21 protein-coding genes and 1 pseudogene are annotated in these 23,529 nt (G+C 68.8%); 6 read left to right on the forward strand and 16 right to left on the reverse strand.

Annotated elements, in window-relative coordinates:
- Nucleotides 1–168: 168 nt before the first annotated feature.
- Both ABFO07_RS27200 and ABFO07_RS27205 read right to left on the reverse strand, forming a co-directional pair.
- Nucleotides 169–1,470, reverse strand: coding sequence for an MFS transporter (locus ABFO07_RS27200; protein WP_059886352.1), 1,302 nt, complete (start codon nucleotides 1,468–1,470; stop codon nucleotides 169–171).
- Nucleotides 1,471–1,626: 156 nt separating this feature from the next.
- Complete coding sequence (locus tag ABFO07_RS27205; protein WP_060018752.1) at nucleotides 1,627–2,400, reverse strand: putative hydro-lyase; 774 nt, start codon at nucleotides 2,398–2,400, stop codon at nucleotides 1,627–1,629.
- Between the two features lie 205 nt (nucleotides 2,401–2,605).
- Here ABFO07_RS27205 and ABFO07_RS27210 point away from each other — a divergent pair, with 205 nt between their 5' ends.
- Nucleotides 2,606–3,538: a LysR family transcriptional regulator gene (locus ABFO07_RS27210; RefSeq protein ID WP_059564125.1), complete on the forward strand. Its 933-nt coding sequence runs from the start codon at nucleotides 2,606–2,608 to the stop codon at nucleotides 3,536–3,538.
- Between the two features lie 9 nt (nucleotides 3,539–3,547).
- Here ABFO07_RS27210 and ABFO07_RS27215 read toward each other — a convergent pair whose 3' ends face one another.
- Nucleotides 3,548–3,880 (reverse strand): antibiotic biosynthesis monooxygenase family protein, encoded by a 333-nt coding sequence (locus tag ABFO07_RS27215; protein WP_059985674.1) that lies wholly within the window; start codon nucleotides 3,878–3,880, stop codon nucleotides 3,548–3,550.
- Between the two features lie 179 nt (nucleotides 3,881–4,059).
- Entirely contained in the window at nucleotides 4,060–5,016 is a 957-nt protein-coding gene (locus ABFO07_RS27220) for a LysR substrate-binding domain-containing protein (RefSeq protein ID WP_347469702.1), read from the reverse strand.
- Between the two features lie 82 nt (nucleotides 5,017–5,098).
- Between ABFO07_RS27220 and ABFO07_RS27225 the strand changes: the two genes are divergently transcribed.
- Complete coding sequence (locus ABFO07_RS27225) at nucleotides 5,099–5,497, forward strand: nuclear transport factor 2 family protein (RefSeq protein WP_059564128.1); 399 nt, start codon at nucleotides 5,099–5,101, stop codon at nucleotides 5,495–5,497.
- A gap of 217 nt (nucleotides 5,498–5,714) precedes the next feature.
- On the opposite strand, the gene ABFO07_RS27230 is transcribed toward ABFO07_RS27225, so the two are convergent.
- The 4 genes from ABFO07_RS27230 to ABFO07_RS27245 form a co-directional block, all read right to left on the reverse strand.
- Entirely contained in the window at nucleotides 5,715–6,677 is a 963-nt protein-coding gene (locus tag ABFO07_RS27230) for a flagellin N-methylase (RefSeq protein WP_347468917.1), read from the reverse strand.
- The gene (locus tag ABFO07_RS27235; RefSeq protein WP_060149579.1) at nucleotides 6,671–7,453 is read right to left on the reverse strand and encodes a MetQ/NlpA family lipoprotein; all 783 of its coding nucleotides are present in this window, start codon (nucleotides 7,451–7,453) and stop codon (nucleotides 6,671–6,673) included. Before ABFO07_RS27235 ends, ABFO07_RS27230 begins: the two co-directional genes overlap by 7 nt.
- A 125-nt stretch (nucleotides 7,454–7,578) precedes the next feature.
- Complete coding sequence (locus ABFO07_RS27240) at nucleotides 7,579–8,622, reverse strand: formylglycine-generating enzyme family protein (RefSeq protein ID WP_059994769.1); 1,044 nt, start codon at nucleotides 8,620–8,622, stop codon at nucleotides 7,579–7,581.
- A 10-nt stretch (nucleotides 8,623–8,632) separates the two neighbouring features.
- Nucleotides 8,633–10,582 carry an arylsulfatase gene (locus tag ABFO07_RS27245; RefSeq protein WP_347468918.1) on the reverse strand — a complete coding sequence of 650 codons (1,950 nt, stop codon included), beginning with the start codon at nucleotides 10,580–10,582 and terminating at the stop codon, nucleotides 8,633–8,635.
- A 109-nt stretch (nucleotides 10,583–10,691) separates the two neighbouring features.
- Here ABFO07_RS27245 and ABFO07_RS27250 point away from each other — a divergent pair.
- Nucleotides 10,692–10,840 (forward strand): annotated as a pseudogene (locus tag ABFO07_RS27250) (LysR family transcriptional regulator); the annotation flags it as partial.
- A gap of 21 nt (nucleotides 10,841–10,861) precedes the next feature.
- Here the strand turns inward: ABFO07_RS27250 and ABFO07_RS27255 are convergent.
- The 3 genes from ABFO07_RS27255 to ABFO07_RS27265 form a co-directional block, all read right to left on the reverse strand.
- The gene (locus tag ABFO07_RS27255) at nucleotides 10,862–12,052 is read right to left on the reverse strand and encodes a porin (RefSeq protein WP_347468920.1); all 1,191 of its coding nucleotides are present in this window, start codon (nucleotides 12,050–12,052) and stop codon (nucleotides 10,862–10,864) included.
- 80 nt (nucleotides 12,053–12,132) lie between these two features.
- Complete coding sequence (locus tag ABFO07_RS27260) at nucleotides 12,133–12,915, reverse strand: ABC transporter substrate-binding protein (protein ID WP_060018763.1); 783 nt, start codon at nucleotides 12,913–12,915, stop codon at nucleotides 12,133–12,135.
- 74 nt (nucleotides 12,916–12,989) lie between these two features.
- Nucleotides 12,990–14,165 (reverse strand): M20 aminoacylase family protein, encoded by a 1,176-nt coding sequence (locus tag ABFO07_RS27265; protein ID WP_347468921.1) that lies wholly within the window; start codon nucleotides 14,163–14,165, stop codon nucleotides 12,990–12,992.
- A gap of 136 nt (nucleotides 14,166–14,301) precedes the next feature.
- Here ABFO07_RS27265 and ABFO07_RS27270 point away from each other — a divergent pair, with 136 nt between their 5' ends.
- From ABFO07_RS27270 to groL, 3 genes are all read left to right on the forward strand, one after another.
- Nucleotides 14,302–15,255: a LysR substrate-binding domain-containing protein gene (locus tag ABFO07_RS27270; protein WP_060149575.1), complete on the forward strand. Its 954-nt coding sequence runs from the start codon at nucleotides 14,302–14,304 to the stop codon at nucleotides 15,253–15,255.
- A 152-nt stretch (nucleotides 15,256–15,407) separates the two neighbouring features.
- Nucleotides 15,408–15,698 carry a co-chaperone GroES gene (locus ABFO07_RS27275; protein WP_059564135.1) on the forward strand — a complete coding sequence of 97 codons (291 nt, stop codon included), beginning with the start codon at nucleotides 15,408–15,410 and terminating at the stop codon, nucleotides 15,696–15,698.
- A gap of 12 nt (nucleotides 15,699–15,710) precedes the next feature.
- Nucleotides 15,711–17,351 carry a chaperonin GroEL gene (groL, locus tag ABFO07_RS27280; protein ID WP_059564136.1) on the forward strand — a complete coding sequence of 547 codons (1,641 nt, stop codon included), beginning with the start codon at nucleotides 15,711–15,713 and terminating at the stop codon, nucleotides 17,349–17,351.
- A gap of 204 nt (nucleotides 17,352–17,555) precedes the next feature.
- On the opposite strand, the gene ABFO07_RS27285 is transcribed toward groL, so the two are convergent.
- From ABFO07_RS27285 to ABFO07_RS27305, 5 genes are all read right to left on the reverse strand, one after another.
- Nucleotides 17,556–17,984: a VOC family protein gene (locus ABFO07_RS27285; RefSeq protein ID WP_059564137.1), complete on the reverse strand. Its 429-nt coding sequence runs from the start codon at nucleotides 17,982–17,984 to the stop codon at nucleotides 17,556–17,558.
- 119 nt (nucleotides 17,985–18,103) lie between these two features.
- Entirely contained in the window at nucleotides 18,104–19,552 is a 1,449-nt protein-coding gene (locus ABFO07_RS27290) for a DEAD/DEAH box helicase (protein ID WP_059803521.1), read from the reverse strand.
- 115 nt (nucleotides 19,553–19,667) lie between these two features.
- Complete coding sequence (locus tag ABFO07_RS27295) at nucleotides 19,668–20,390, reverse strand: haloacid dehalogenase type II (protein ID WP_059803518.1); 723 nt, start codon at nucleotides 20,388–20,390, stop codon at nucleotides 19,668–19,670.
- A 121-nt stretch (nucleotides 20,391–20,511) separates the two neighbouring features.
- A complete protein-coding gene (locus ABFO07_RS27300) occupies nucleotides 20,512–22,533 on the reverse strand; it encodes a family 2A encapsulin nanocompartment cargo protein cysteine desulfurase (protein ID WP_347468922.1) in 2,022 nt (673 codons plus the stop codon).
- A complete protein-coding gene (locus ABFO07_RS27305; protein WP_059564141.1) occupies nucleotides 22,508–23,440 on the reverse strand; it encodes a family 2A encapsulin nanocompartment shell protein in 933 nt (310 codons plus the stop codon). The genes ABFO07_RS27300 and ABFO07_RS27305 overlap by 26 nt, the downstream gene beginning before the upstream one ends.
- Between the last annotated feature and the right edge of the window lie 89 nt (nucleotides 23,441–23,529).

Below are 23,529 nucleotides of genomic sequence, written 5' to 3' on the forward strand. Positions count from 1 at the left end.
TGCGTCGATGAAACGGGAATCGGAAGACGCGCGCCGGCCGCGCGGCGCGCGTGCACACCGCGTCGCGACAGGCGTCGTCAGGAAGGAAAGGGGCGCTTCAGGGGCGCGGCACGCATGCCGCGCACATTTCGCCGGGAAGCCGGGCGCGTGACGGCGCCCGGCCGGCGCTCAGGCCGCGTCGAGTTCGCGGCCGCGGGTTTCGGGCAGCGTCAGCGCGGCGACGATCAGCACGCCGTACGCGGCCACCGCGAAGATCCCGATGCTCACGCCGAGGCCGTAGTGCTTCGACAGCGCGCCGATCAGGAACGGGAACAGTGCGCCCACCGCGCGGCCGACGTTGTAGCAGAAGCCCTGGCCGGAGCCGCGCACGCGGGTCGGGAACAGTTCGGTGAGGAACGCGCCCATCCCGGAGAAGATGCCCGACGCGAAGAAGCCGAGCGGGAAGCCGAGCCACAGCATCGACGCGTTGGTCAGGTTCAGCGACGTATACGAGAACGCGATCACCATCGAGCCGAGCGCGAACAGGATGAAGTTCGGCTTGCGGCCGAGCCGGTCGGTCAGGTACGCGCTCGCCAGGTAGCCGACCCACGAGCCGACGATGATCGTCGCGAGATAGCCGCCCGTGCCCATCACCGTCAGGTGCCGCTCGGTCTTCAGGAAAGTCGGCAGCCACGTCGTGATCGCGTAGTAGCCGCCCTGCGCGCCGGTCGTCAGCAGCGCCGCGCGCAGCGTGGTCGACAGCAGCGCCGGCGCGAAGATCTCGGTGAGGCGCGGCGTGTCGCTGACGTGCGCCTGCGCGGCCTTCGCTTTCTCGTAGACGTCCGGCTCCTTCACATAGCGGCGGATCACGACGACGAGCAGCGCGGGCAGCAGGCCGATCAGGAACAACCCGCGCCATGCATACTCGGCGGACAGCACCGAGAACAGCAGCGCGTAGAGCAGCGCCGACAGGCCCCAGCCGATCGCCCAGCCCGACTGCACGAGGCCGACCGCCTTGCCGCGGTCGCGCGCGCGGATCACCTCGCCGATCAGCACCGCGCCGGCCGTCCACTCGCCGCCGAAGCCGAAGCCCATCAGCGCGCGCGCCGCGAGCAGCTGGTGATAGTTCTGCGCGAGCCCGCACAGCCCGGTGAACACCGCGAACCACAGCACCGTGAGCTGCAGCGTGCGCACGCGGCCGATCCGGTCGGACAGGATGCCGGCGATCCAGCCGCCGAGCGCGGACGCGAGCAGCGTCAGCGTGCCGATGAAGCCGGCGTCCGCGAGCGAGATGCCCCAGGTCGCGACGAGGGTCGGGATCACGAACGACAGCATCTGCGTGTCCATCCCGTCGAGCATGTAGCCGACCTTGCAGCTCCAGAACGCGCGGCGCTCGCGCGGCCCCGTCTCCGAATACCACGAAAAGAGGCCGCCGCGCCCGGCGGGCGCGGGGTCGGTGGCGGGCGGTGCCGTCAGGGTCTTGCTGTCCATGGTGTCGCTCCAGTTCGAAGTGCGCGCTAACAATCGTCGTCATGGGCCGCCGGCTGCCGCGACGCGGGTGCGCGTCGCCCTCCGGCCGGGCGGATGGAATGCGGTCGCGGCGCGGCGCGCGCCGTGACGGGTTTGGGCGGGCGGCCGCCCCTTGCGTCAGAACACGGCCAGCGACGCGTTCGTGATGTCGGTCATCAGCATGTGGCCCGGCGTATGCGCGATCGCGAGCGGCAGCTTCGCGGCCATCAGCGCGGTTTGCGGCGTGACGCCGCACGCCCAGAACACCGGCAGCTCGCCGTCGCGGATCGTCACCGCGTCGCCGAAATCGGGCGCGCCGAGATCGGCGATGCCGAGTTCCCGCGGATGGCCGATATGGATCGGCGCGCCGTGCACGCCCGGAAAGCGGCTCGTGATCTGCACCGCGCGGATCGCGTCGGCGCCGCGCATCGGCCGCATCGACACGACGAGCTCGCCGCCGAAGATGCCCGCGCGGCGGTTCGGAATCGACGTGCGATACATCGGCACGTTGCGGCCCTCTTCGACGTGGCGCAGCCCGATGCCCTCGCGCGCCAGCATGTCCTCGAACGAGAACGAGCAGCCGATCGCGAACACGACGAAATCGTCCTGCCACAGCGCTTCGAGCGAGTCGACGCATTCTGTCAGGCGGCCGTCGCGGTAGACGTTGTAGCTCGGCACGTCGGTGCGGATGTCGACGTCGCGGCCGAGCGCGTCCACGCGAAAGTCGCCCGGATCGCCGACGCCCAGCAGCGGGCAGGCCTTCGGATTCGCCTGACAGAAGCGCAGGAAGTCGTGCGCGTATGCATCGGGCAGGATCGCGAGGTTCGCTTGCGCGTACGGCCCGCAGTGGCCGGCGGTCGGGCCGCGAAACGCGCCGCTGCGCACGGACTGGCGGAATTCGGAAGGCATCATGGTGTTCGGGTGCACGTCGGGAGTTGGGCGGGATGACGCGGGTGTGTCATCGGATACGGCGAAGAATAGAAAAGAAAAAAATTGACCGCCAACGAGTTTTTTTGCGCGGCGTGTATAGAATTTCTTAACGAATCCCCGGGTTTTCCCCGGTCCCGTTCACTTTTGGTGCAGGGCAAGCTGCACGCCCACCGCCTTTCCGACCGCCATGAACACGCGTTTCCTCGATACCTTCGTCACGCTCGCGAAGCTGCGCAACTTCCGCACCACGGCGGCCGCGCTGCATGCGACGCCGGCCGCGATCTCGCAGCGCCTGAAGGCGCTCGAGGACGAATTGCAGACCGTGCTCGTCGATCGCGACAGCCGCGAATTCCGGCTGACGCCGAACGGCGAATACCTGCTCGGCTATGCGAAGGCGGTGGTCGAGGCGACGCAGCAGCTGCAGGCCGCCGCGTCCGGCGAGAGCGCGCTGCGCGGCAAGCTGCGGCTCGGCGTGATCGAGACGGTCGTGCACAGCTGGCTGCCGCACTACATGCGGCGGCTCGCGGCCGACTATCCGCAGCTCGAGATCGACCTGACGGTGGATGTCAGCGTGGTGCTGCAGCGCCGGCTGATGGCGGGCGAGCTCGACCTGATCATCCGGGTGGAGGGCAGCGACGAGGCGTCGGTCGTATGCGACGCGCTCGCGAACTATCCGGTGCGCTGGATCGCGCGCGCGGGGCTGCTGCCGCACACGCGCACCGGCCTCGCGCGGCAGGTGCTGCGCCAGCCGATCCTGACGTTCGGGCGCGGCACCGCGCCGCATCGCGCGCTGGAAGACATCGTCCGCACGCTCGCGCATGCGCACGGCGTGCCGCTGTCGGACACGCGCATCACGGGCTCGCCGTCGATCTCGGTGATCGTGCAGCTCGTGCGCGACGGTTTTGGGGTGGCCGCGATTCCGCGGCTGTTCGTCGATGCGCTGATCGAAAGCGGCGAGGTGGTCGAGCTGCCGCTGCAGCCGTCGCCGCCGTCGATCGTCGTGTCGATGTCGCGGCGCGCCGATGCGCCGCGCTTCGTGCATGGCGCGTCGATCGCGGCGCGCGCGGCGTGCCACGAGTATTGCGAGAAGAGCAACAGGAAGCTGGTGGAGGCGCTGTGACGGGGGCGATCAGCCCGGCTGGCCGGCGGCGGCTGCGTGCCGCACGCAGCCGCCGTCGCCGTACTCCCTGAGCACCTTCGCGATCACGACCCGGTAGCCGTCGAGCCAGCGGGCCTGCTTCGCCTTCGCTTCCCGGTGCGCCGGATGCGCGATCAATTGCTGCAGCGCCTCCTCCGATTCCCAGTAGTAGATGTTCTGGATGAGCCCTTCGCCGGCGTTCTCCCAGGTTTCCTCGCCCAGATAGCCGGGAATCGCGCGCGCCATCTCGGTGATCTGCTGGTCGAGGCGATGGAATTCGTCGTCGTATTGCCCGGCCTTGAAGATGAACGTGGAGGAATACATGGCGCTGCCTCGGCGGACGATTGAAAGAGCCGAGAGTGTAAGACATGCGGAGCCGGCCGGGTCGCCGGGTCGCCGGGTCGCCGGATCGCCGGGTCGCCGGGTCGCCGGGTCGCCGGGTCGCCGGGTCGCCGGGTCGCCGGGTCGCCGGGTCGCCGGGTCATCATGCGCCGCGCCGCGCGTCACGCAGGCATCGATCGCGCTTCCCGTGCGAGCCGGGTCAGGATATCGGCGAGCGCGCGAATCTTCGGTTGCGCCGCGCGCGCGGACGGATACACGAGGAAATAGCCCAGGCCGTTTTGCGCGATGTCTCGAAACGGCATCACGAGTGCGCCGGCCTCGAGGCGGTCCCGCGCCATCCGGGGGTCGCCGATTGCCACGCCGTGCCCCTGCGCGGCGGCCGTGAGCGTCAATTCGAGGGTATCGAACTGCAGCCCGCGGTTCGCGTCGATCGACGCCGCCCCGACGTGATCGAGCCAGCATCGCCACTCCTCGCGACCGTGAGCGGGATGGAGCAGCGTGACGCGCCGGAGGTCGGCCACCGATTGCAGCGACGCCGCCAGCTCGCGGGTGCACATCGGCGCAAGGTTTTCCTTGAACAGCGGTATCGCGTCCATTCCCGCCCAGTTTCCGGGCCCGCGCACGACCATCGCGTCGACGTCGGATGCGGTGAAATCCGGCGTATCGTCCGCCGACGTGTGGATGCGAAGCTCGGTCCGGGGCAGCGCCTCGCTGATCACGGGCAGATGGGGAAGCAGCCAGCGAATCGCGAACGTCGACGGCAGCCGCAGCGTGAGCACCGCCGGCGATCGGTCGTGCGCGTCCTCGTGGCGAACGAGCCGAGTGAGCAGGTCCACGGCGACCGCCAGCAGCGCGCGCCCTTCCGGCGTAAGCGTCAGCCCCGACGCGTGGCGCACGAAAAGCGCGCATCGATAGTGGGCTTCGAGATGCTGCACCTGACGGCTGACTGCGCCCTGCGTACGGCAGAGATGATCGGCGGCCCGGCTGAAACTGCCGAGTTCCGCCGCGGCGACGAAGGCCTGGAAGGCGGGCAGCGGAGGCAAGGCCCGCGTCAGATCGGACAGCGGGTATGCGTGCCCCGCATACGGGGGTTGCGAATAATTCGGTTGTTCGGTCATCGGCGCGTCGCTATCGTGGCTCGATCCGATCCGCGCCCCCTGGCGCGGGTCGCCACACGAACCTTCTGTCCGGAGCCAGATCATGGTCCTGTCGTCCGATGCACTATACACGCGCCAGATCCGCGCTTACCTTCGCGAACTGGAGCGCGGCGACGTCGCCGCGATCTGCGCATTGTTTGCGCCCGACGCCCGGATCCATTCCCCGTTTCTCGGATGGATGCACCCTGAGGCGTTCTTTGCAAAGGTCGATGCCGCATCGGGCCAAAGCCGGATCACCCCGATCGATATTTGCGCGAGCACGACGGGGGCGCGTCGCGCCACCGCGTACTTCGTCTACGACTGGGGGCTGAAAGACGGCACCGCGGTGACGTTCGAGTGTGTCGACGTCTTCGAGTTCGACGAGCATGGCCGGATCGTGAAGATGATCATCCTCTACGACACGCATCCGCTGCGCAGCACGGTCGGCGACAAATACGCGTAGCGGCAGCGCGGCCGCCACGGCCCGGCGGGATCGTCGAACGGCGACACGCGCGGCGCCCGGTGCCCGGTGCCCGGTGCCCGATGCCCGGTGCCCGATGCCCGGTGCCCGGTGCCCGGTGCCCGATGCCCGATGCCCGATGCCCGATGCCCGATGCCCGATGCCCGATGCCCGGTGCCCGGTGCCCGATGCTGCCGGGTTGCCGGGTTGCCTGCCGACGTCACGCAACGTCGAGCCACGCCTCCACACGCGACGCATCCGCAGGCGCGACATCCGCCTGCGACGGCAGCTCGGCCAGCGCCTGCCGCGCATGCGCATACGCCTGCGCGAAGCCGCGCAGCTCGCGCGTCGCGGGCCGGTCGTCGGGGCGGCGGCGGGCGAGCGCCGCTTCGATGCGCGCGTCGATCAGCGCGAGCTGACGCTCGATGAAGTCCGCGCACAGCGCGCGGCAACGTTCGGAGAGACGCGCGACGGCCAGCAGCACCGGCACGATCGACATCGTCAGATAACCGCCCGGCGCGAGCCGCGACAACGCGTCGTTCAACGCCTGCGCGCCGTCGCTCAGCGACGCGAACACCGCATCGCGCCACACCGCGCGCTCGAACACGAGCGCGTCGCGGCATGCGGCGAGCGCGGCGGCATCGTCGATTCGACCGGCGGCGATCAACGGGATCACGCGCACGCCTTCCGCCGCGTCTTCCGCATCGGCCGCCTCGCGAATACAGTTCGCGCCGAACCATGCCGCCTGCGCGCGCCGGCCCGCCAACACCTGCGGCTGCAGGCGATCCGGCAGCAGCGGATCGAGCGGCACCGCGCCGCAGATCGCGGGCTTGTCCGCGTGGATCGTGCAGCGCCCGTCGTCCGCGAGCGCCGGGCAGCGGCCGAGCGACGGATAGTCGTAGCCTTGCAGCGTCAGCGCGAGCCATCCGTGGCGGCCGCCGCTCGCGCGATGGAACAGTGCATCGGCAAGCGCGTCGCAGGCGGCGACATCGTCCGCATCGAGCACATGCTCGACGCCGCCGGTGCGCACGCGTTCGCCGACGCGACGCGCCGGCACGCGCTGGATCGCCAGCGCGCCGACGAAGCGGTCGCGATGCCGGAACAGCTCGCGCAGCGACAGCGTCGGCGCGCTGTTGCAGCAGCGGCCGCACGCGTGGCACGCGAGAAAGTACGTGTCTACCACGGCCGCCGCACCGAATCCTGATAGCGCGTCAGGATGAACTTCGCGACGTCGTCCGAGTGATACGCGGCCACCAGCCGGCCGACCCACGGCTTCGCGCGATCGGCGTCGCGCACCGTCAGCACGTTCGCATACGGCGAACGCGCGTCCTCGATGCCGATGCTGTCGCGCGCGGGCTGCAGCCCCGCACGCGCGGCATCGTCGCTGTCGATCACGACGAACGCCGCCGTGTCCAGCGCGGCGGCGAGGCGCTCGCGGCGCAGCGCGACGAGCTTCAGGCCGAGCCGGTTGCCGGTCACGTCGCGCAGCGTCGCATGCAGGCCCGCGCGTTCGCGCAAGGTCAGCAGCGTGTCGTTCTGCAGCAGCACGAGCGCGCGCGCCATCCCGGCCCGGTCCGCCGGAATCGCGACCGTCGCGCCGGGCCGCAGGTCGTTCAGGCTGCGCAGCTTGCGCGAATAGAGCGCCATCGGCAGCGTCACCGTCGTCGCGACCGGCGCGAGCGCGTAGCCCGTTGCGGCGCGCGTCGCGGCAAGGCGCTGCGCATCCTCGAAACTCGCCGCGTCGATGCGGCCTTCGGCGAGCGCGCGGTCGATGCGCGCGGCGTCGTCGAACACGACGACTTCGACCGGCAGCCCGCGCGCGGCGGCGACGCGCTTCACTTCGTCGAGGATCTCGGCATGCACGCCGCGCGTCACGCCGACGCGCACGGGCGCTTCCGCGGGTTCGGCTGCCGGGGCTGCCGGGGCCGCGGTCGCCGCATGTGCCGCAGCGCACGTCATCAGCAGCAGCGCGGCGATCGAACAAAACGCACGCTTCGTCGCACTTCCATCACGACCGCACCGAAGCCGACCGGCAACGCCGTACTCAGCCGCCGAACGCACGGCAACCTCCCTCACCCCGCGCATCAAGACGCATCCCTCCGGACCGTGCGAAACCCGATGTGCGACGCCGCGAGATCGGCCTCCTGCTGCTCGCGCGACGACGCGCGATAGCGCACGCAGTAGTCGCGCGAGCACAGGAACGAGCCGCCCTTGATCACCATCGGCGTGTCGTGCCGGCGCGTCGGCGGCGCGACGGCCGCAGTGTCGCCGTTCGTGTGCGGCTGGTGCGGGCCCGTATACGCGTCCTTGGTCCACTCCCACGCGTTGCCGATCATGTCGTAGAGCCGGAACCCGTTCGCCGCGTAGCAGCCGACCGGCGCGAGCCCCGCGTGGCCGTCCTCCGCGGTGTCGAGCACCGGAAACGCGCCCTGCCAGTAGTTCGCGGCGGGCTTGCCCTGCGCATCGCGCGGCGCGGCGTCGAGCGATGCGTCGTCGCGCCCGGCCTTGCCCGCGTATTCCCATTCGGCCTCGGTCGGCAGGTCGCGGCCGAGCCAGCGCGCATACGCGAGCGCGTCGCGCTGCGTGACCAGCGTGACGGGCAGGTTGCCGCGCCCGTCGACGGTGCTGCCGGGGCCGCGCGGCTGCCGCCACGACGCGCCCTTCACCCAGCTCCACCACGCGAGGTCGCGCGCGTTCAGCTCGTCGCGCGTCGGCACGTGGAACACCGCCGCGCCACCCTGCCGTTCCGCATCGGTCACGTAGCCGGTGGCCTGCACGAACGCGGCGAACTGCGCGATCGTCACGTCGGTCTGGTCGATCCAGAAGCCGCCGACGCGCGTGCGGCCGTCGCCCGCCGGGCGCTCGTCCGGATAGCCGCGCGTGCTGCCGAACACGAACGCGCCGCCGCGCAGGTGCACCATCCCCGCGTTCGGATCGTCGCGCCATCGCGCCGGCAGCCCCGAATAGCGTTCGCACTGCCGTTCGGAGCCGAGCGGCGCGAGCGGGCGGCCGCGATTCGCGCCGTCGAAGCCGTCCGCGGGCGCCGGCGCGGAGTTCGCATAGCCGAGCGCGAACGCGGCGGCGAACAGGGCGGCGGCGCCTGCCGCGCCGATGAGCCAGGGCCGCATCGCCGCCGCCTCAGTAATAGCCGCGCGGACGCAGCGGCTCGACGCCGCCGACGCTGCTCATGTAGGCCTTCCACTGCTCGACGAGGCTCTGGATCAGCGACGGGTTCTGCGCCGCCACGTCGGTCGTCTCGCCGCGATCCGACGCGAGGTCGAACAGCTGCCAGTGGCCGTCGAGCGGGCCGACCGGCGGCTCGGTCCACAGCGCCTTCCAGCGGCCGTCGGCGCTGCGCAGGTACGCGCGGCCGTATGCCTCGTCGCCGAACGGCGCGGTGTGCACTTCGCCGCTGCCCGTGCCGCTCAGCACCGGCAGCAGCGACTTGCCCGTCACCGGATACACGTAGCGGTTGTTGTAGACCACCTTGCCGCGGTTCTGGTCGACGCCCGTCAGCGTGTTGACGAGCGGCGGCGCCGGCTGCGACGGCGGCGTGACGCCCGCGACGTCGAGGAAGGTCGCCGTGTTGTCGGTCACGTGCGTGAACGCGCGCAGCGTCGGCAGCGCCCGCTGCTGGCCCGGCAGGCGCACGATGCTCGGCACCGACACGCCGCCTTCCGCCGAGAAGCCCTTGGTCAGCCGGAACGGCGTCGCGCTCACCTCGCCCCAGCGCAGCCCGTATTGCAGCCGCTGCGCGTTCTGCCTGCCGTTGTCGGTGCCGAGCGCCGAATACACGGGGTCCTGCGCGTTCGCGGTGTCGGTCGCCGTCGGGTCCGCGCCGGAATCGATCGGCCAGCCTTCCGCGCCGTTGTCCGACTGGAACATGATGAACGTGTTGTCGTATTCGCCGATGTCCTTCAGGTGCTGGATCAGCAGGCCGATGTTGTAGTCGAGGTTCTCGACCATGCCCGCGTAGATCTCCATGTAGCGCGCCTGCGCCTTGCGTTCGGCCGGCGACAGGCTCGACCACAGCTTGTCCACCTTGCCGGGGCCGTAGTCGGCGTAGCCGTCCGCCGGCGCGTGCACCGCGCTGATGTACTTCGCGCCGGCCGTGCCGTTGTTCGGCGTCGCCGGCGACGCCGCGAGCGTCTCGGGCAGCCCGTCGAACGGCCTGAAATCCGCCGGGATCAGCCCGAGCGCCTTCTGCCGCGCGATCCGCGCGTTGCGGATCGCGTCGTAGCCCGCGTCGTACACGCCCGCGTACTTGTGCAGCCACGGCTCGGGCACCTGCAGCGGCCAGTGCGGCGACGTATAGGCCGCGTATGCGAAGAACGGCTTGCCGTCGCGCCGGTTCGAATCGATGTACGCGATCAGCTTCTGCGTATAGAAGTCGGTCGAATAGAACACGGCCGGGCTGCCGCCCGCGCCGCCCGGCTGCCCGGGCTGGCCCGGCTGCACGTAGCTGCCGTCCTCGGTGTAGTTCTTCGAGCCGGCCGGCTCGTGCGCGAAGTGATTGGTGGCCGCGCCGCCGAGCAGCACGTAGCTGCGCTCGAAGCCCCATTGATCGGGCGTCTGCCCGCTGCCGCTCGCGCTGCCGACGATGCCCGAGCCGATATGCCACTTGCCGGCGATGTAGGTGTGATAGCCGGCGTCCTTCAGCAACTGCGCGACCGACAGCGCGCGGTCGTTCAGGTAGCCTTCGTAGCCGGGCAGCCCGCGCCGCTCGTCGGTCGGCGTGCCCATCGTGCCTTCGCCGACGAGGTGGTGATCGGTGCCGGAGATCAGCATCGCGCGCGTGATCGCGCACACCGTGCCCGCGTGATGGTTCGACAGGATGCGGCCCGACTGCACGAGCGCGTCGAGGTTCGGCGTGTTGATCTCGCCGCCGAACGCGTGGATGTCGGAATAGCCGAGATCGTCGGCCATGATGTACAGGATGTTCGGGCGCTTCGCCGGCGTGCTCGCGTCGGCCTGCGGCGGCGCGGCGCTGTCGACGCCGCCGCACGACGCGAGCGACAGCGCGCCGGCGAGCGCGGCGCAGATCAGGCTGGATCGGAATGCATGCGGAGGCGAAGCGGGCTGGGTCATTGCTGTATCGCTCGTTCATCGGGAGCGGCGATGTTAGCCGCCCGCCCGCGGCGGCCAAAGTCCGATTCGTCACATGCTAAGGAGGGCGGAGAATTTGACGCGGCGCGGGCGTCACCTGCCCGCTTGGCAGCGCACGCCGCTGCCCGTATACGCGCTCGCCGAAACGCGCCTGCTGCCGGCGAAACGCAGCGCTTCATCGAATTCCTGCAGGAACGGCTCGGGCAGCGGGCGGCTGACGTTGCGCCGCCCGCTGCGTGAGCGCACCCGTGTGCGCGGCGATCAGAACTTGTGCCGGATCCCCGCATGCACCATCAGCTGCCTCGACGTCGACGACAGATCGGGCGCGCCCGGGATGAGCGCCTGGTCGAGCGACGAGCCCGTCGCATCGCCCGCGACCTTCTGGTATGCGCCCGTCAGGTAGACGTCGGTGCGCTTCGACAGCGCGTAGTCGGCCATCAGCCCGATCGAATGGATCGTCGGCTTCACGCTGCCGGTGGTCGCCTCGTAGCGCGCGAGCGTGTACACGTACTGCGCGCCGACGAAGAAAGCCGGCGTGAACTGGTATTTGCCGTTCACCTCGAAGTTCTGGTACTTGAGCGCGGTCACGGTGCCGCCCGCGAGCGGCCCTGCAATCGGCTGGATCGTCTCGTCGCCGAACAGGTAGCCGACGTTCGCGCTCGGGCGGCTGACGGTGCTGTTCGTGTAGGCGAACCCGACGGTCGCGGGCCCCGCCGTGTAGTTGATGCCCGCGCCGAAGATCCGCAGCCGCGCGGACACGAAGTTCGCATCGGCCCCGACCGATCCCGCGCCCGCGATCGCGCCGCCCGGCGTCGCCCCCGGGTTGTTCGCGTTCAGGAACGCGGCGCCGACGAGCAGCCCGCCGTGCTCGTATTGCGCGCCGATGCTCCACTGGCGGTTGTTGGCGAAATTCGTATCGTTGCTGAAGCCGTATGTGCCGCCGAACGAGAAACCCGCGAAGTCGGGGCTCGCGTACTTCACCGTGTTGTTCACGCGGAACGTGTTGCCGGTGTTGTCGTTGTCGAGCGGGTGCGAGAACGGGTAGACGCCCCAGCTGCCGTTCGCGGTCGTCGGCGCGAGATAGTCGACGACCGAGTCGTATTGCCGGCCGAGCGTGAGCGTGCCGAAGCGCTCGCCCGCGAGGCCGACGTACGCCTGCCTGCCGAACGCGCGGCCGCCCTGCGCGAGCGTGCCGCTGTTCACGTTGAAGCCGTTCTCGAGCTGGAACAGCGCGCTGTAGCCGCCGCCCAGATCCTCCGTGCCTTTCAGGCCCCACCGGCTGCCCTGCGCGAAGCCGCTCGCCATCTGCCATGCGCTGCGGCCGCCGACGTTGCTCGTATAGTCGATGCCCGCATCGACGAGGCCGTACAGCGTGACGCTGCCTTGCGCGAATGCGAGCGCCGGTGCGGCGCACAGCGCCGGGACGATGACGCAGGCCGATCTCCAGTTCATATGTGATCCTTATAAATTATGTGATGCGCAGGCCGCGTTGCGCGGCCCGTTCTCCTCATGCCGGGCGTCGCCCGCCCTGCCTACTTCGCGCCGTAGATGTCGAAGTCGAAATACTTCCGGTTGATGCGCGCATACGTGCCATTCGCGAGAATCGTCGCGAGCGCGCGATTGAACGCCTCGCGCAGATCGGCATCCTGCTTGCGCAAGCCGAGCCCGTCGCCCTGGCCGAAGTACTTCGGATCGTCGATCGCGTCGCCCGCGAACGTGAAGTCCTTGCCCTGCGGTTTCTTCAGGAACCCGTCGCTCGCCGCGATCGACGCCTGGAACGCCGCGTCCAGCCGGCCCGACACGAGATCCGCGTACACCTGGTCCTGGTTCGGGTACGACACGATCTGCACGCCGGCCCGCTGCCAGTTCGCGATCGCGTAGTCGGCCTGCGCCGAGCCCTGCTCGACGCCGACGCGCTTGCCCTTCAGCGATTCGGCGCTCGGCAGCAGCGGCGCGCCCTTGCGCACGACGAGGCGGGCAGGCGCGTTCGAGATCCGGTTCGTGAACGCGATCTGCTGCATCCGCTTCGGCGTGATCGTCATCGACGATGCAATCACGTCGAACTTGCGCGCGAGCAGGCCCGGAATCATCCCGTCGAAGCTCGATTCCACCCACACGCAGCGGGCGCGCAGCTCCGCGCACAGCGCATTCGTGATGTCGATGCCGAAGCCCGCCAGCGTGCCGTCGGGCAGCTTGTATTCGAGCGGCGGGTAGGTCGGGTCGACCGCCAGGCGGATCTCCTTGCCCGTCCAGTCGCCGGCGTGCGCCGAGCCTGCCGCCAGCGCCACCGCGAGCGCCGCCATCCACTGTTTCATTGCTTGTCTCCTTGTGTTCAACCGAAATCGTCGCGGCATTCGGCGCCGCTTCCGTCCGCTGCGCGTGCCGCGCGTCAGCGGAGAAACCGCTCCGCGAGCGCGACCCAGTAGCTCGCGCCGGTTGCGAGAATCGCGTCGTTGAAGTCGTAGCCGGGGTTGTGCAGCGCGCAGCCGGCGGCACCGTCGCCGTCACCGTTGCCGATCGACAGGTAGCTGCCCGGGCACGCGTTCAGCATGAACGCGAAGTCCTCGCTTGCCGCGATCGGCTGCAGATGGTCGATCACGGCGTCGCTGCCGCCCCAGTCGTGCGCGACCTGCCGCGCGAACGCCGTTTCCGCCGCGTGATTGACGAGCACCGGATAGTCGTGGCGATAGTCGATCTCGGCCTTCGCGCCGTAGCTCGCGGCCTGCCCCTGCACCGTCTCGCGGATGCGCCGTTCGAGCAGCGCGCGCACGTCCGGCGACAAAGCGCGCACGCTGAGTTCGAGGTCCGCATGCGACGGAATCACGTTCGACGCGGTGCCCGCGTGGATCGCCCCGGCCGTGATGATCGCGAGATCCTGCGGGTTCACGTTGCGCGACACGATCGTCTGCAGCGCCATCACGATCGACGCGCAGACGACCACCGGATCGACCGTCGCGTGCGGCGCCGCGCCATGCCCGCCGCGGCCCGTCACGCGCACGCGCACCTCGTCCGCCGACGCCATGAACGCGCCGTCGCAGAAGCCGATCTTGCCGGCCGGCAGCCCCGGCACGTTGTGCATCGCGAACACCGCGTCGCAGGGAAAGCGCGTGAACAGCCCGTCGTCGATCATCCGCTTCGCGCCGCCGAGCCCTTCCTCGGCCGGCTGGAAGATCAGGTTCAGCGTGCCGCTGAAGCGCGCCCGTTCCGCGATGCAGCGCGCGGCGGCCAGCAGCATCGCGGTATGGCCGTCGTGGCCGCACGCATGCATCACGCCGTCGATGCGGCTCGCATACGGCAGCCCGGTCGTCTCGCGAATCGGCAGCGCGTCCATGTCGGCGCGCAGGCCGAGCCGGCGGCCGACGCCGCGCGCCAGCGTGCCGACCACGCCCGTGCCGCCGAGGCCGCGCGTCACCCGATAACCCCACGTTGTCAGGCATTCGGCCACCAGCTCGCTCGTCGCGTGCTCGTCGAAACCGAGCTCCGGATGCGCGTGCAGCCGGTGGCGCAGCGCGATCATCTCCGCCTCGATGGCCGCCATTTCGGGCCAGATTCGTTCCTGGTTCAACGCCGACACTCCTCGGTTACGCGTTTCGCTCGATCGCCGGGGCGGCGAATCGTGACGAGATCGTATGCGGCGAATATCCGCTGGAACAGCCCCGGTTTCGTTATGATGACAACTTTATGTTGTCGGGTATTGCCCCATGAAACTGCATCAGTTGCAGGCGCTCGTCGCGAGCGCGGAGGCCGGAAGCATTCGCGGCGCGGCGCGCGCGCTGGGCCTGTCGCAGGCGGCCGTCACGCGGGCGCTGCGCGAACTGGAGGCGAGCGAGCGCCTGCCGCTGCTCGTCCGCGCACCGGAAGGGATCGGCTTCACCGACTACGGCCGGGCGCTGCTCACGCACGCGAAGCTCGTGCTCAAGCAGCTGGAGCGGGCGCAGAGCGATCTCGCGACGATGCGCGGCCGCGTCGAGGGGCGGCTGAGCGTCGGCGTCACGCCGTGGCTCACGCAGACGTTCCTCGCCGAGACGGTGCTGCTGTTTCGCCAGCGCATGCCCGACGTGCGCCTCGAACTGTATGAAGGATTGATGGCCGTCGCGCAGCCGCTGCTGCGCGACGGCAGCATGGATTTCGCGCTCGGCCAGGTTCAGCCGGGCGTCGCCGCGCAGGAGTTCGCGTGCGAACCGGTGCTGACCTACGAGACCTCGGTGACGGTGCGCGCCGGCCATCCGCGCGAACATGCGCGCTCGATCCACGAGCTGCTCGACCAGGACTGGGTGCTGAACTTCGCGCCGGACGGGCAGGCCGCGCTCGTCGACTATCTGTTTACGCGCCACGGCGCGCAGATCGACGAGCGGCGCATCGTCCGCGCGCAATCGGTCGCGATGCTGCAGACGATGCTCGAGCAGGCCGACATGTGCACGTGGTGCCCGACGATCCTGAGCGTCGTGCCGCCGTTCGGCGAGCGGATGCGCGCGCTGCCGCTGAAGGAAAGCTTCGAGCCGCGCGAGCTCGGCATCGTCACGCGCCGCAGCAGCACGCTCAGCGACGCGGCGCGCTGCTTCATCGACTGCCTGACGCAGGTGATCCGGCGCCACGCGCGCTCGGCGCGCAAGGAAGACCTCGCGCTGTTCCGCACGCTCACGCTGCTGATCTGACGCACGGCGCGTGCGCGCCGCCCAATTGCACGCCGTGGCAAATGCATTTCGCAATCCGTTATTGGATCGCGCGGGCACGCATTCCTATACTCGTCAGCACTCTCCGATGAAGAGTGCCAATCACCCTAGACAGCACGAACCAGGACGAACCGATGAGCCTACGCCCCTTGCACGACCGAGTCATCGTGAAGCGACTCGACCAGGAAACCACCACCGCTTCCGGCATCGTGATTCCCGACAGCGCCGCGGAGAAGCCCGACCAGGGCGAAGTGATCGCGGTCGGCCCCGGCCGCAAGGATGCGGACGGCCAGCGCATCGTGCCCGACCTGAAGGTGGGCGAGCGCGTGCTGTTCGGCAAGTACGCGGGCCAGACGGTCAAGGTGGATGGCGATGAACTCCTCGTGCTGCGCGAGGAAGACATCGTCGCCGTCGTCAATCAATAAAGGAGCGGAACCATGGCAGCGAAGGAAATCATCTTCAGCGACGTCGCACGCGCAAAACTGACCGAAGGCGTGAACATTCTCGCGAACGCGGTGAAGGTCACGCTCGGGCCCAAGGGCCGCAACGTGGTGCTCGAGCGCAGCTTCGGCGCGCCGGTCGTCACGAAGGACGGCGTGTCCGTCGCGAAGGAAATCGAGCTCGCCGACAAGCTGCAGAACATCGGCGCGCAGCTCGTGAAGGAAGTCGCGTCGCGCACCAGCGATGCGGCCGGCGACGGCACCACCACCGCCACCGTGCTCGCGCAGGCAATCGTGCGCGAAGGCCAGAAGTACGTCGCGGCCGGGCTGAACCCGCTCGACCTGAAGCGCGGCATCGACAAGGCCGTCGCGGCGGCGGTCGAAGAACTGAAGAAGATCAGCAAGCCGACCACGACGAGCAAGGAAATCGCGCAGGTCGCGACGATCTCGGCGAACGGCGAGGAATCGATCGGCCAGCGCATCGCGGAAGCGATCGACCGCGTCGGCAAGGAAGGCGTGATCACCGTCGAGGACGGCAAGTCGCTCGCCGACGAGCTCGACGTCGTCGAAGGGCTGCAGTTCGATCGCGGCTACCTGTCGCCGTACTTCATCAACAACCAGGACAAGCAGATCGCGGAGATCGAGAACCCGTACATCCTGCTGCACGACAAGAAGGTGTCGAACATCCGCGAGCTGCTGCCGGTGCTCGAGCAGGTCGCCAAATCCGGCCGGCCGCTGCTGATCATCGCGGAGGACGTCGAGGGCGAGGCGCTGGCCACGCTGGTCGTCAACAACATCCGCGGGATCCTGAAGACCGTCGCGGTCAAGGCGCCGGGCTTCGGCGACCGCCGCAAGGCGCTGCTGGAAGACATCGCGATCCTCACCGGCGGCCAGGTGATCGCCGAGGAAACGGGCCTCACGCTCGAGAAGGCGACGCTCGCGGAGCTCGGCCAGGCGAAGCGCATCGAGGTCGGCAAGGAGAACACGACGGTGATCGACGGCGCGGGCAACGCGGCGAACATCGAGGCGCGCGTGAAGCAGATCCGCGTGCAGATCGACGAGGCGACGTCGGACTACGATCGCGAAAAGCTGCAGGAGCGCGTGGCGAAGCTCGCGGGCGGCGTGGCGGTGATCAAGGTCGGCGGCGCGACGGAGATCGAGGTCAAGGAGAAGAAGGATCGCGTCGACGATGCGCTGCATGCAACCCGCGCCGCCGTTGAAGAAGGCATCGTGCCGGGCGGCGGCGTCGCGCTGATCCGCGTGAAGCAGGCGATCCGCGAGCTGACCGGCGCGAACGCCGACCAGCATGCCGGTATCAAGATCGTGCTGCGCGCGCTCGAGGAACCGCTGCGCCAGATCGTCACGAACGCGGGCGAGGAAGCAAGCGTCGTGGTCGCGAAGGTTGCGGAAGGCTCGGGGAATTTCGGGTACAACGCGCAGACGGGCGAGTATGGCGACCTCGTCGAATCGGGCGTGCTCGATCCGACCAAGGTGACGCGCACCGCGCTGCAGAACGCGGCGTCGGTGGCGGGGCTGCTGCTGACGACGGATGCGACCGTGCATGAAGCGCCGAAGGATGCCGCGCCGGTGGGCGGTGCGCCGGAGGCGGGCGCTGGCGGGCCGGGGTTCGGCTTCTGACCGGCGCGACGCGATAACGCGCTAATGCAACGCGTGACGACTTGCGTCGTCACGCGTTTTTTATTGGTTCTTCGCGGAATTCCGTGGATGCCGCTTGCCGATCCGCTTCGGCCAACCGCACTTCCGCAAAGCAGCCATATATTCGGTGCAGGATCCTCCAACGCTTGTTCGAACAGTCAGGACACCCGCGTATCGATTGGATTGCTATGCGTGTCGCTTGGGGTTCCACGCTTTGTGCACGAACTCAAGACGGTTGCCGTCGAGGTCGGCGACGTTGGCGGCGTAGTAGCCGGGGGCGAAGTAGGTACGATCCGCCGGTTTCCCCTCGTCGATACCGCCAGCTTTGATTGCAGCTGCGTAGGCAGCGTCGACCAGCTCATTGGTATCGCAGACGATCCCGAGGTAAAGCCCGGTCTCGCCGGGCTTGCGTTTTCGTAGCCAGATGCTTGATCCAACCCCCTCTCCCTTGCCGTACACATCGTCACCGATGCCGTAAAGATCAGGGACACCCTCCGGGCCCGAAGCAGAGTCGTAGTTGCCGAATATTCTCCAGCCGAGTGGCTTCAAGGCCTCGGAGTAGAAGATCAGTGACTTTTCGATGTCGGTGACCGAGATGTAAACGTGGTCGATCATTGGGTCGCCTTCGACGTGGATGGGTACTGTCCGTGCCTCACTATATTCGACGGATGAGTATCCATACTCATGCCGCGCATGTGGGGCAGAGACATCACTGCATCAAAGCCGGGCACGGATCAGGGTTGACGTTTGCCACGGCCGCCAGCGGGTTTGCCGGCCGGCTTGCGTGAACCCGCAGCCGGCTTGCCGGCGGGTTTGCTGCTGCGTGGTTTTTGCACGCTGAAGGGACTACCGCCGGACAAACTCTTGCCTTTACCCGCGCCGACAGCGCGCTGCGCCGCAGGCTTGCGCTTGTTTTCGCCACCTTGCGGGCGCGGTTTGTTGCCGTGTACCTGCGCGGAACCCGGCGCAGCTTGCGGCACCTTGGGCTTCTTCGGCTTCTTGGGTTTCTTGATCAGTTGCCCCGTCGCGCTGGTTTCCGGCACGCGGTGTTCGGCTTCGAAACCCGGCTCTTCTTCACGGGGCAGCGTTTGCCGGATCAGCGCTTCGATCGCGGCCAGTTGCGGCGCTTCGTCGGCGCACACCAGGGACACCGCCACGCCGCTGGCACCCGCGCGGCCGGTGCGGCCGATACGGTGCACGTAGTCCTGCGCCACGATCGGCAGATCGACGTTGATCACCAGCGGCAGATCGTCGATATCCAGCCCGCGCGCAGCCACGTCGGTGGCAACCAGCATCTGGACTTCGCCCGCCTTGAAGCGCTCCAGCGCACGCAGGCGCGCGGGTTGCGGTTTGTCGCCGTGGATGGTGTCGACCGCATAGCCCGCGTCATCCAGCATGGCCGCCAGGTAATCCACGCCCTTGCGGGTCTTGACGAACACCAGCGCGTGATCCCAGTTGTTTTCTGCCACGAGGTGCATGAACAGATCAGGCTTGTTCCTTTTATCGACCGGCACCACCCACTGCTTGATCTTGCTGGCCGTGGCATTGGGCGGGCTGACGCTGATATTGACCGGGCCGCGCAGAATGCCCGCCGCCATGGTGCGGATTTCATCGGAAAATGTGGCGGAGAACAGCAGCGTCTGGCGCCGGGCGGGCAACGCGGCAAAGACGGCGTCGAGTTCGCGCGCAAAGCCCAGATCCAGCATGCGGTCGGCTTCATCCAGCACCAGCGTTTGCACCTGATCGAACTGCACCGCGTTCTGGCGATTGAGATCCAGCAAGCGGCCCGGCGTGGCAACGAGCACATCCACGCCCTTGCGCAGCTTCATCATCTGCGGGTTGATGCTCACACCGCCGTAGGCGGCGAGAAATCGCAAGTCGAGGCCTTTGCCGTAAGCGATGAAGCTTTGCAGCACTTGTTCGGCCAGTTCACGCGTAGGCACCAGCACCAGCACGCGCGCGCGGTTGCTGGACACCGCCGGGCCGTGCTGCACCAGCCTTTGCAGCAGCGGCAGCGCAAAACCCGCCGTTTTGCCCGTGCCCGTCTGCGCCGCGGCCATGATGTCCTTGCCGCCGAGCACGGCAGGAATCGCCTTGGCCTGCACCGGCGTAGGTGTCTGGTAATTGAGATCCTGCACATTACGCAGCAAGGGATCGATCAGGCCAAGCGAGGCAAAGGACATGGGCGTGTTCCGGGCTAAAACCGCAATTCTAGCGGTTACCGCGCGGATGGCCCCGCGCACGTCCACGGTCGAAAGGATCGACGTTGAAAGAACCCCGACAATCCGGAATCCGAATTCAATCCGGACAGCCGAGCTTCGTCGCCAGTTCGCCCAGATCATCGACCTCGAAATCCCACGCGTCTGCCGCGCGCAGGTCCGTGGTCTGGTTCGGCCCGTGTTCGGTCGGCCGCTTGACGAAGGCGGTCGTCAGGCCGCACCGCCGCGCCGCGCCGAGATCGCCGTTATGGGCCGCGACGAGGCACACCTCGGCCGGCGCGAGGCCGAGAATGTCCACGGTGTCGATGTACACCTGCGGCGACGGCTTGTACATGCGCACCACTTCCGCGCCGAGAATCGCATCCCACGGCAGGCCGGCCCGCTTCGCGATATCCACCATCAGGCGGATGTTCCCGTTCGACAGCGGCGCGATGATGAAACGCTGCTTCAGGCGCGACAGCGCCGCGACGGAATCCGGCCATGGGTCCAGGCTGTGCCACCCGAGGTTGAGTGCGTCGACCTCCGCGTCCGGCGCGCCGGCAATCCCGTGCCGCTCGAGCACGCGGACCAGGTTCTCCCGGTGCAGCACGTCGAGCCGCACGAATGGCCGGCGTCCGCTGCGGATTTCCTCCATCGCCGGCCCGTATTCGAGCCGCCACGCATCCGCGAACGCAAACGGGTCGAGCCCCGGCGCGTGACGATTCAGAAACGGCGCCGCCGCGCGCGCAACGCCGCTTCGCCAGTCGACGACCGTTCCGAACACGTCGAACACGAGGGCCTTGATTGCGGTGGAATGCGTCATTGATCCGATCCTCCAGCAGCAACAGTAGAAATGGCGATTGCCGGCCCGAAGGGGCCGGCAATCGAAGCGGATTCACGCTACGTCGAAATCCGCCGACGAGCAAGTCGTTTGCGTCCGCGGTTCAACGCCGCGCCGCCAGCCTGCGCACCACCCGCACCAGCGCATCGACCTCGTCGCAGGTGTTGTAGAACGCCAGCGATGGCCGCACCGTCGCCTCGAGCCCGAAGCGCCGCAGGATCGGCTGCGCGCAGTGATGCCCCGAGCGCACCGCGATGCCCTCTTCGTTCAGCGCCTGCCCGACCTCCTCGGTCTCGTAGCCCTTCAGCACGAACGACAGCACGCTCGCCTTGTCGCGCGCGGTGCCGACCAGCCGCACGCCCGGCACCGGCGCGAGCACGCTCGTCGCATACGCGAGCAGGTCGTGCTCGTAGCGCGCGATGTTCTCGATGCCGATGCGGCTCACGTAGTCGAGCGCCGCGCCGAGCCCCACCGCATCCGCGATGTTGCCCGTACCGGCCTCGAAACGGTTCGGCGGCGGCTGGAACACGGTGCGCTCGAACGTGACGTCCGCGATCATGTTGCCGCCGCCCTGCCACGGCGGCATGTCGTCGAGGATCGCGCGCTTGCCGTACACGACGCCGATGCCGGTCGGCCCGTAGATCTTGTGCCCCGAGAACACGAAGAAATCCGCATCGAGCGCCTGCACATCGACCCGCAGGTGCGAGATCGACTGCGCGCCGTCGACCAGCGCCTTCGCGCCCGCGCGGTGCGCAAGCTCGACGATCTCCTTCACCGGCACGACCGTGCCGAGCGCGTTCGACACCTGCGTGACCGATACGATCTTCGTGCGGTCGTTGAGCAGCTTGCGATACTCGTCGAGCAGCACCTGCCCCGAATCGTCGACCGGGATCACGCGCAGCTTCGCGCCCTTCTGCGCGGCAAGCTGCTGCCACGGCACGATGTTCGCGTGATGCTCGAGATGCGACACGACGATCTCGTCGCCCTCGCCGACGTTCTGCACGCCCCACGTCTTCGCGATCAGGTTGATCGCCTCGGTCGTGCCGCGCACGAACACGATCTCGTCCGGCGACGCCGCGCCGATGAAGCGCCGCACCGTGTCGCGCGCGTGCTCGTACGCGTCGGTCGCGCGGCCCGCGAGCGCGTGCGCGGCGCGGTGGATGTTCGAGTTCTCGTGCGCATAGAAATACGCGAGCCGGTCGATCACCGCCTGCGGCTTGTGCGTCGTCGCCGCGTTGTCGAACCAGATCAGCTGCTTGCCGTTCACGCGCTCCTGCAGGATCGGGAAGTCGCGGCGGATCGCGTTCACGTCGAACGGCGGATGCGCGCCGCCCGCGAGCGTGTGCGGCTCGGCGCCCCGCGCATCGTCGACGAAGTAGCGCGGGGTCGCGCCTTGCGGCGCAGGCTGGGCCGGCGCATGGCGGTTCAGCGCGAGCAGCTCGCGCAGCGCGTCGTCGCCGGGCAGCCCGAACGCCTCCGGCGACGCGATGCCGTTCGTCGGCACGACGATGTCCTGCGGTGTCGCCTGCCAGCCTTGCAACATGCCGTCGGTGAAGTAATACGGCGAAGGCGCGGCGGCGGGCGAGGTTTCGTTCACCGCGGCCGCCGCCTGCGGCACGCCGAGCGCCGCGCCGCCGACGCGCGGCTCGAACGCGGGCGCGATCGATACGACGCTGTCGGGCAGGCCGTTCTGCGCGGCCGCGTGCGGCGCGAGCGCCGGTGCGCGATTGCCGAGCGACAGCACGTGCGTCGGCGCGGACGGCGCGAGATTCGCGCCTGCCACCTTGCCCAACGCCTTGTCCTGCAGCGCGAGGCCCGGCACGCCGGTGCCCGTGCCGCCCGGGCCCGCGAGCGGCGAACCGGCCGGCGCGGGGTTGCTCACCGACGCGAGGATCGGCGCGGCCGCCGGCAGCGCCGACGGCACGCCGCCCACCGCGCCGCTGCCCGCCGACACGCCGGGCGCGGTGGCCTGCCCCGGCGGCGTCGAGAAGAATTCGGACGCGAGCCGCGCGAGCGTCGCCGGGTCGGGCAAGCCCGCCGGCAGCGGCGCATGCGGCAGCGCGCCGGCGCCGGGCAGCTCGCCCGCCGGCCGCCCTGGATTAACGGTAGGTGTCGGGATAGTCATGGTACTTGCCGATTTCGACGTCTTCGAGGACAGCCAGCGCATCCGGCGAGTGGACCGCGAGCGAGCAATACAGCGAGATCAGGTACGACGCGATCGCCTGGTTGTTGATCCCCATGAAGCGCACCGACAGCCCCGGCCCCTGCTCGCCCGCGACGCCCGGCTGGTAGAGGCCGACCACGCCCTGCCGCTTGTCGCCGACGCGCAGCAGCAGGATCTTGGTCTTGCCGTCCGCGACCGGCACCTTGTCCGACGGGATCAGCGGAATGCCGCGCCACGTGAGGAACTGCGAGCCGAACAGGCTGACCGTCGGCGGCGGCACGCCGCGCCGCGTGCATTCGCGGCCGAACGCGGCGATCGCGAGCGGATGCGTGAGGAAGAACGCCGGTTCCTTCCACACCTTGGTCAGCAGCTCGTCGAGATCGTCCGGCGTCGGCGCGCCCGTCAGCGGGAACACGCGCTGCTCGTCGGTCACGTTCGCGAGCAAGCCGTAGTCGGGGTTGTTGATCAGCTGGCTTTCCTGCAGCTCCTTGATCGTCTCGATCGTCAGGCGCAGCTGTTCCTTGATCTGGTCGTGCGGGCTGCTGTAGAGATCGGAGATTCGCGTATGCACGTCGAGCACCGTGCTCACCGCGTTCAGGAAATACTCGCGCGGCTGTTCCTCGTAAGGCACGAACGTGCGCGGCAGGATGCGCTCGTCCTCCAGTTGCGTGCACGCGGCGCGCACCGCCTCCGGGTTCTTCACCTGGTTCAGGCGGTAGATGCCGGCCTCGACCGGCACCCATTGCAACAGGTGGGTCAGCCAGCGCGGCGTGATCGTGGACAGCTGGGGAACGGTCTTGGTGGCGTTCGCGAGTTGGCGGGCGGCGTGATCGCTCAGCGCAGCCGAGCCGCTTACTACGGTCGACATGTGTGGCTCCGGGTTCTAAAGATGAAAAACGGGATTGCTTATGACGCTGGGTGATTATCGGAAGCGCGCACCTGCCGGCTCAACATGCT

Source organism: Burkholderia stagnalis (assembly GCF_039848545.1).
In the GTDB taxonomy this organism is placed as follows: domain Bacteria; phylum Pseudomonadota; class Gammaproteobacteria; order Burkholderiales; family Burkholderiaceae; genus Burkholderia; species Burkholderia stagnalis.

Coding starts and splice junctions, on each gene's coding strand:
- ABFO07_RS27200 (WP_059886352.1), bottom strand. CDS start 1,470: ATGGACAGCAAGACCCTGACGGCACCGCCCGCCACCGACCCCGCGCCC.
- ABFO07_RS27205 (WP_060018752.1), bottom strand. CDS start 2,400: ATGATGCCTTCCGAATTCCGCCAGTCCGTGCGCAGCGGCGCGTTTCGC.
- ABFO07_RS27210 (WP_059564125.1), top strand. CDS start 2,606: ATGAACACGCGTTTCCTCGATACCTTCGTCACGCTCGCGAAGCTGCGC.
- ABFO07_RS27215 (WP_059985674.1), bottom strand. CDS start 3,880: ATGTATTCCTCCACGTTCATCTTCAAGGCCGGGCAATACGACGACGAA.
- ABFO07_RS27220 (WP_347469702.1), bottom strand. CDS start 5,016: ATGACCGAACAACCGAATTATTCGCAACCCCCGTATGCGGGGCACGCA.
- ABFO07_RS27225 (WP_059564128.1), top strand. CDS start 5,099: ATGGTCCTGTCGTCCGATGCACTATACACGCGCCAGATCCGCGCTTAC.
- ABFO07_RS27235 (WP_060149579.1), bottom strand. CDS start 7,453: ATGACGTGCGCTGCGGCACATGCGGCGACCGCGGCCCCGGCAGCCCCG.
- ABFO07_RS27240 (WP_059994769.1), bottom strand. CDS start 8,622: ATGCGGCCCTGGCTCATCGGCGCGGCAGGCGCCGCCGCCCTGTTCGCC.
- ABFO07_RS27245 (WP_347468918.1), bottom strand. CDS start 10,582: ATGACCCAGCCCGCTTCGCCTCCGCATGCATTCCGATCCAGCCTGATC.
- ABFO07_RS27255 (WP_347468920.1), bottom strand. CDS start 12,052: ATGAACTGGAGATCGGCCTGCGTCATCGTCCCGGCGCTGTGCGCCGCA.
- ABFO07_RS27260 (WP_060018763.1), bottom strand. CDS start 12,915: ATGAAACAGTGGATGGCGGCGCTCGCGGTGGCGCTGGCGGCAGGCTCG.
- ABFO07_RS27270 (WP_060149575.1), top strand. CDS start 14,302: ATGAAACTGCATCAGTTGCAGGCGCTCGTCGCGAGCGCGGAGGCCGGA.
- ABFO07_RS27275 (WP_059564135.1), top strand. CDS start 15,408: ATGAGCCTACGCCCCTTGCACGACCGAGTCATCGTGAAGCGACTCGAC.
- groL (WP_059564136.1), top strand. CDS start 15,711: ATGGCAGCGAAGGAAATCATCTTCAGCGACGTCGCACGCGCAAAACTG.
- ABFO07_RS27285 (WP_059564137.1), bottom strand. CDS start 17,984: ATGATCGACCACGTTTACATCTCGGTCACCGACATCGAAAAGTCACTG.
- ABFO07_RS27290 (WP_059803521.1), bottom strand. CDS start 19,552: ATGTCCTTTGCCTCGCTTGGCCTGATCGATCCCTTGCTGCGTAATGTG.
- ABFO07_RS27295 (WP_059803518.1), bottom strand. CDS start 20,390: ATGACGCATTCCACCGCAATCAAGGCCCTCGTGTTCGACGTGTTCGGA.
- ABFO07_RS27300 (WP_347468922.1), bottom strand. CDS start 22,533: ATGACTATCCCGACACCTACCGTTAATCCAGGGCGGCCGGCGGGCGAG.
- ABFO07_RS27305 (WP_059564141.1), bottom strand. CDS start 23,440: ATGTCGACCGTAGTAAGCGGCTCGGCTGCGCTGAGCGATCACGCCGCC.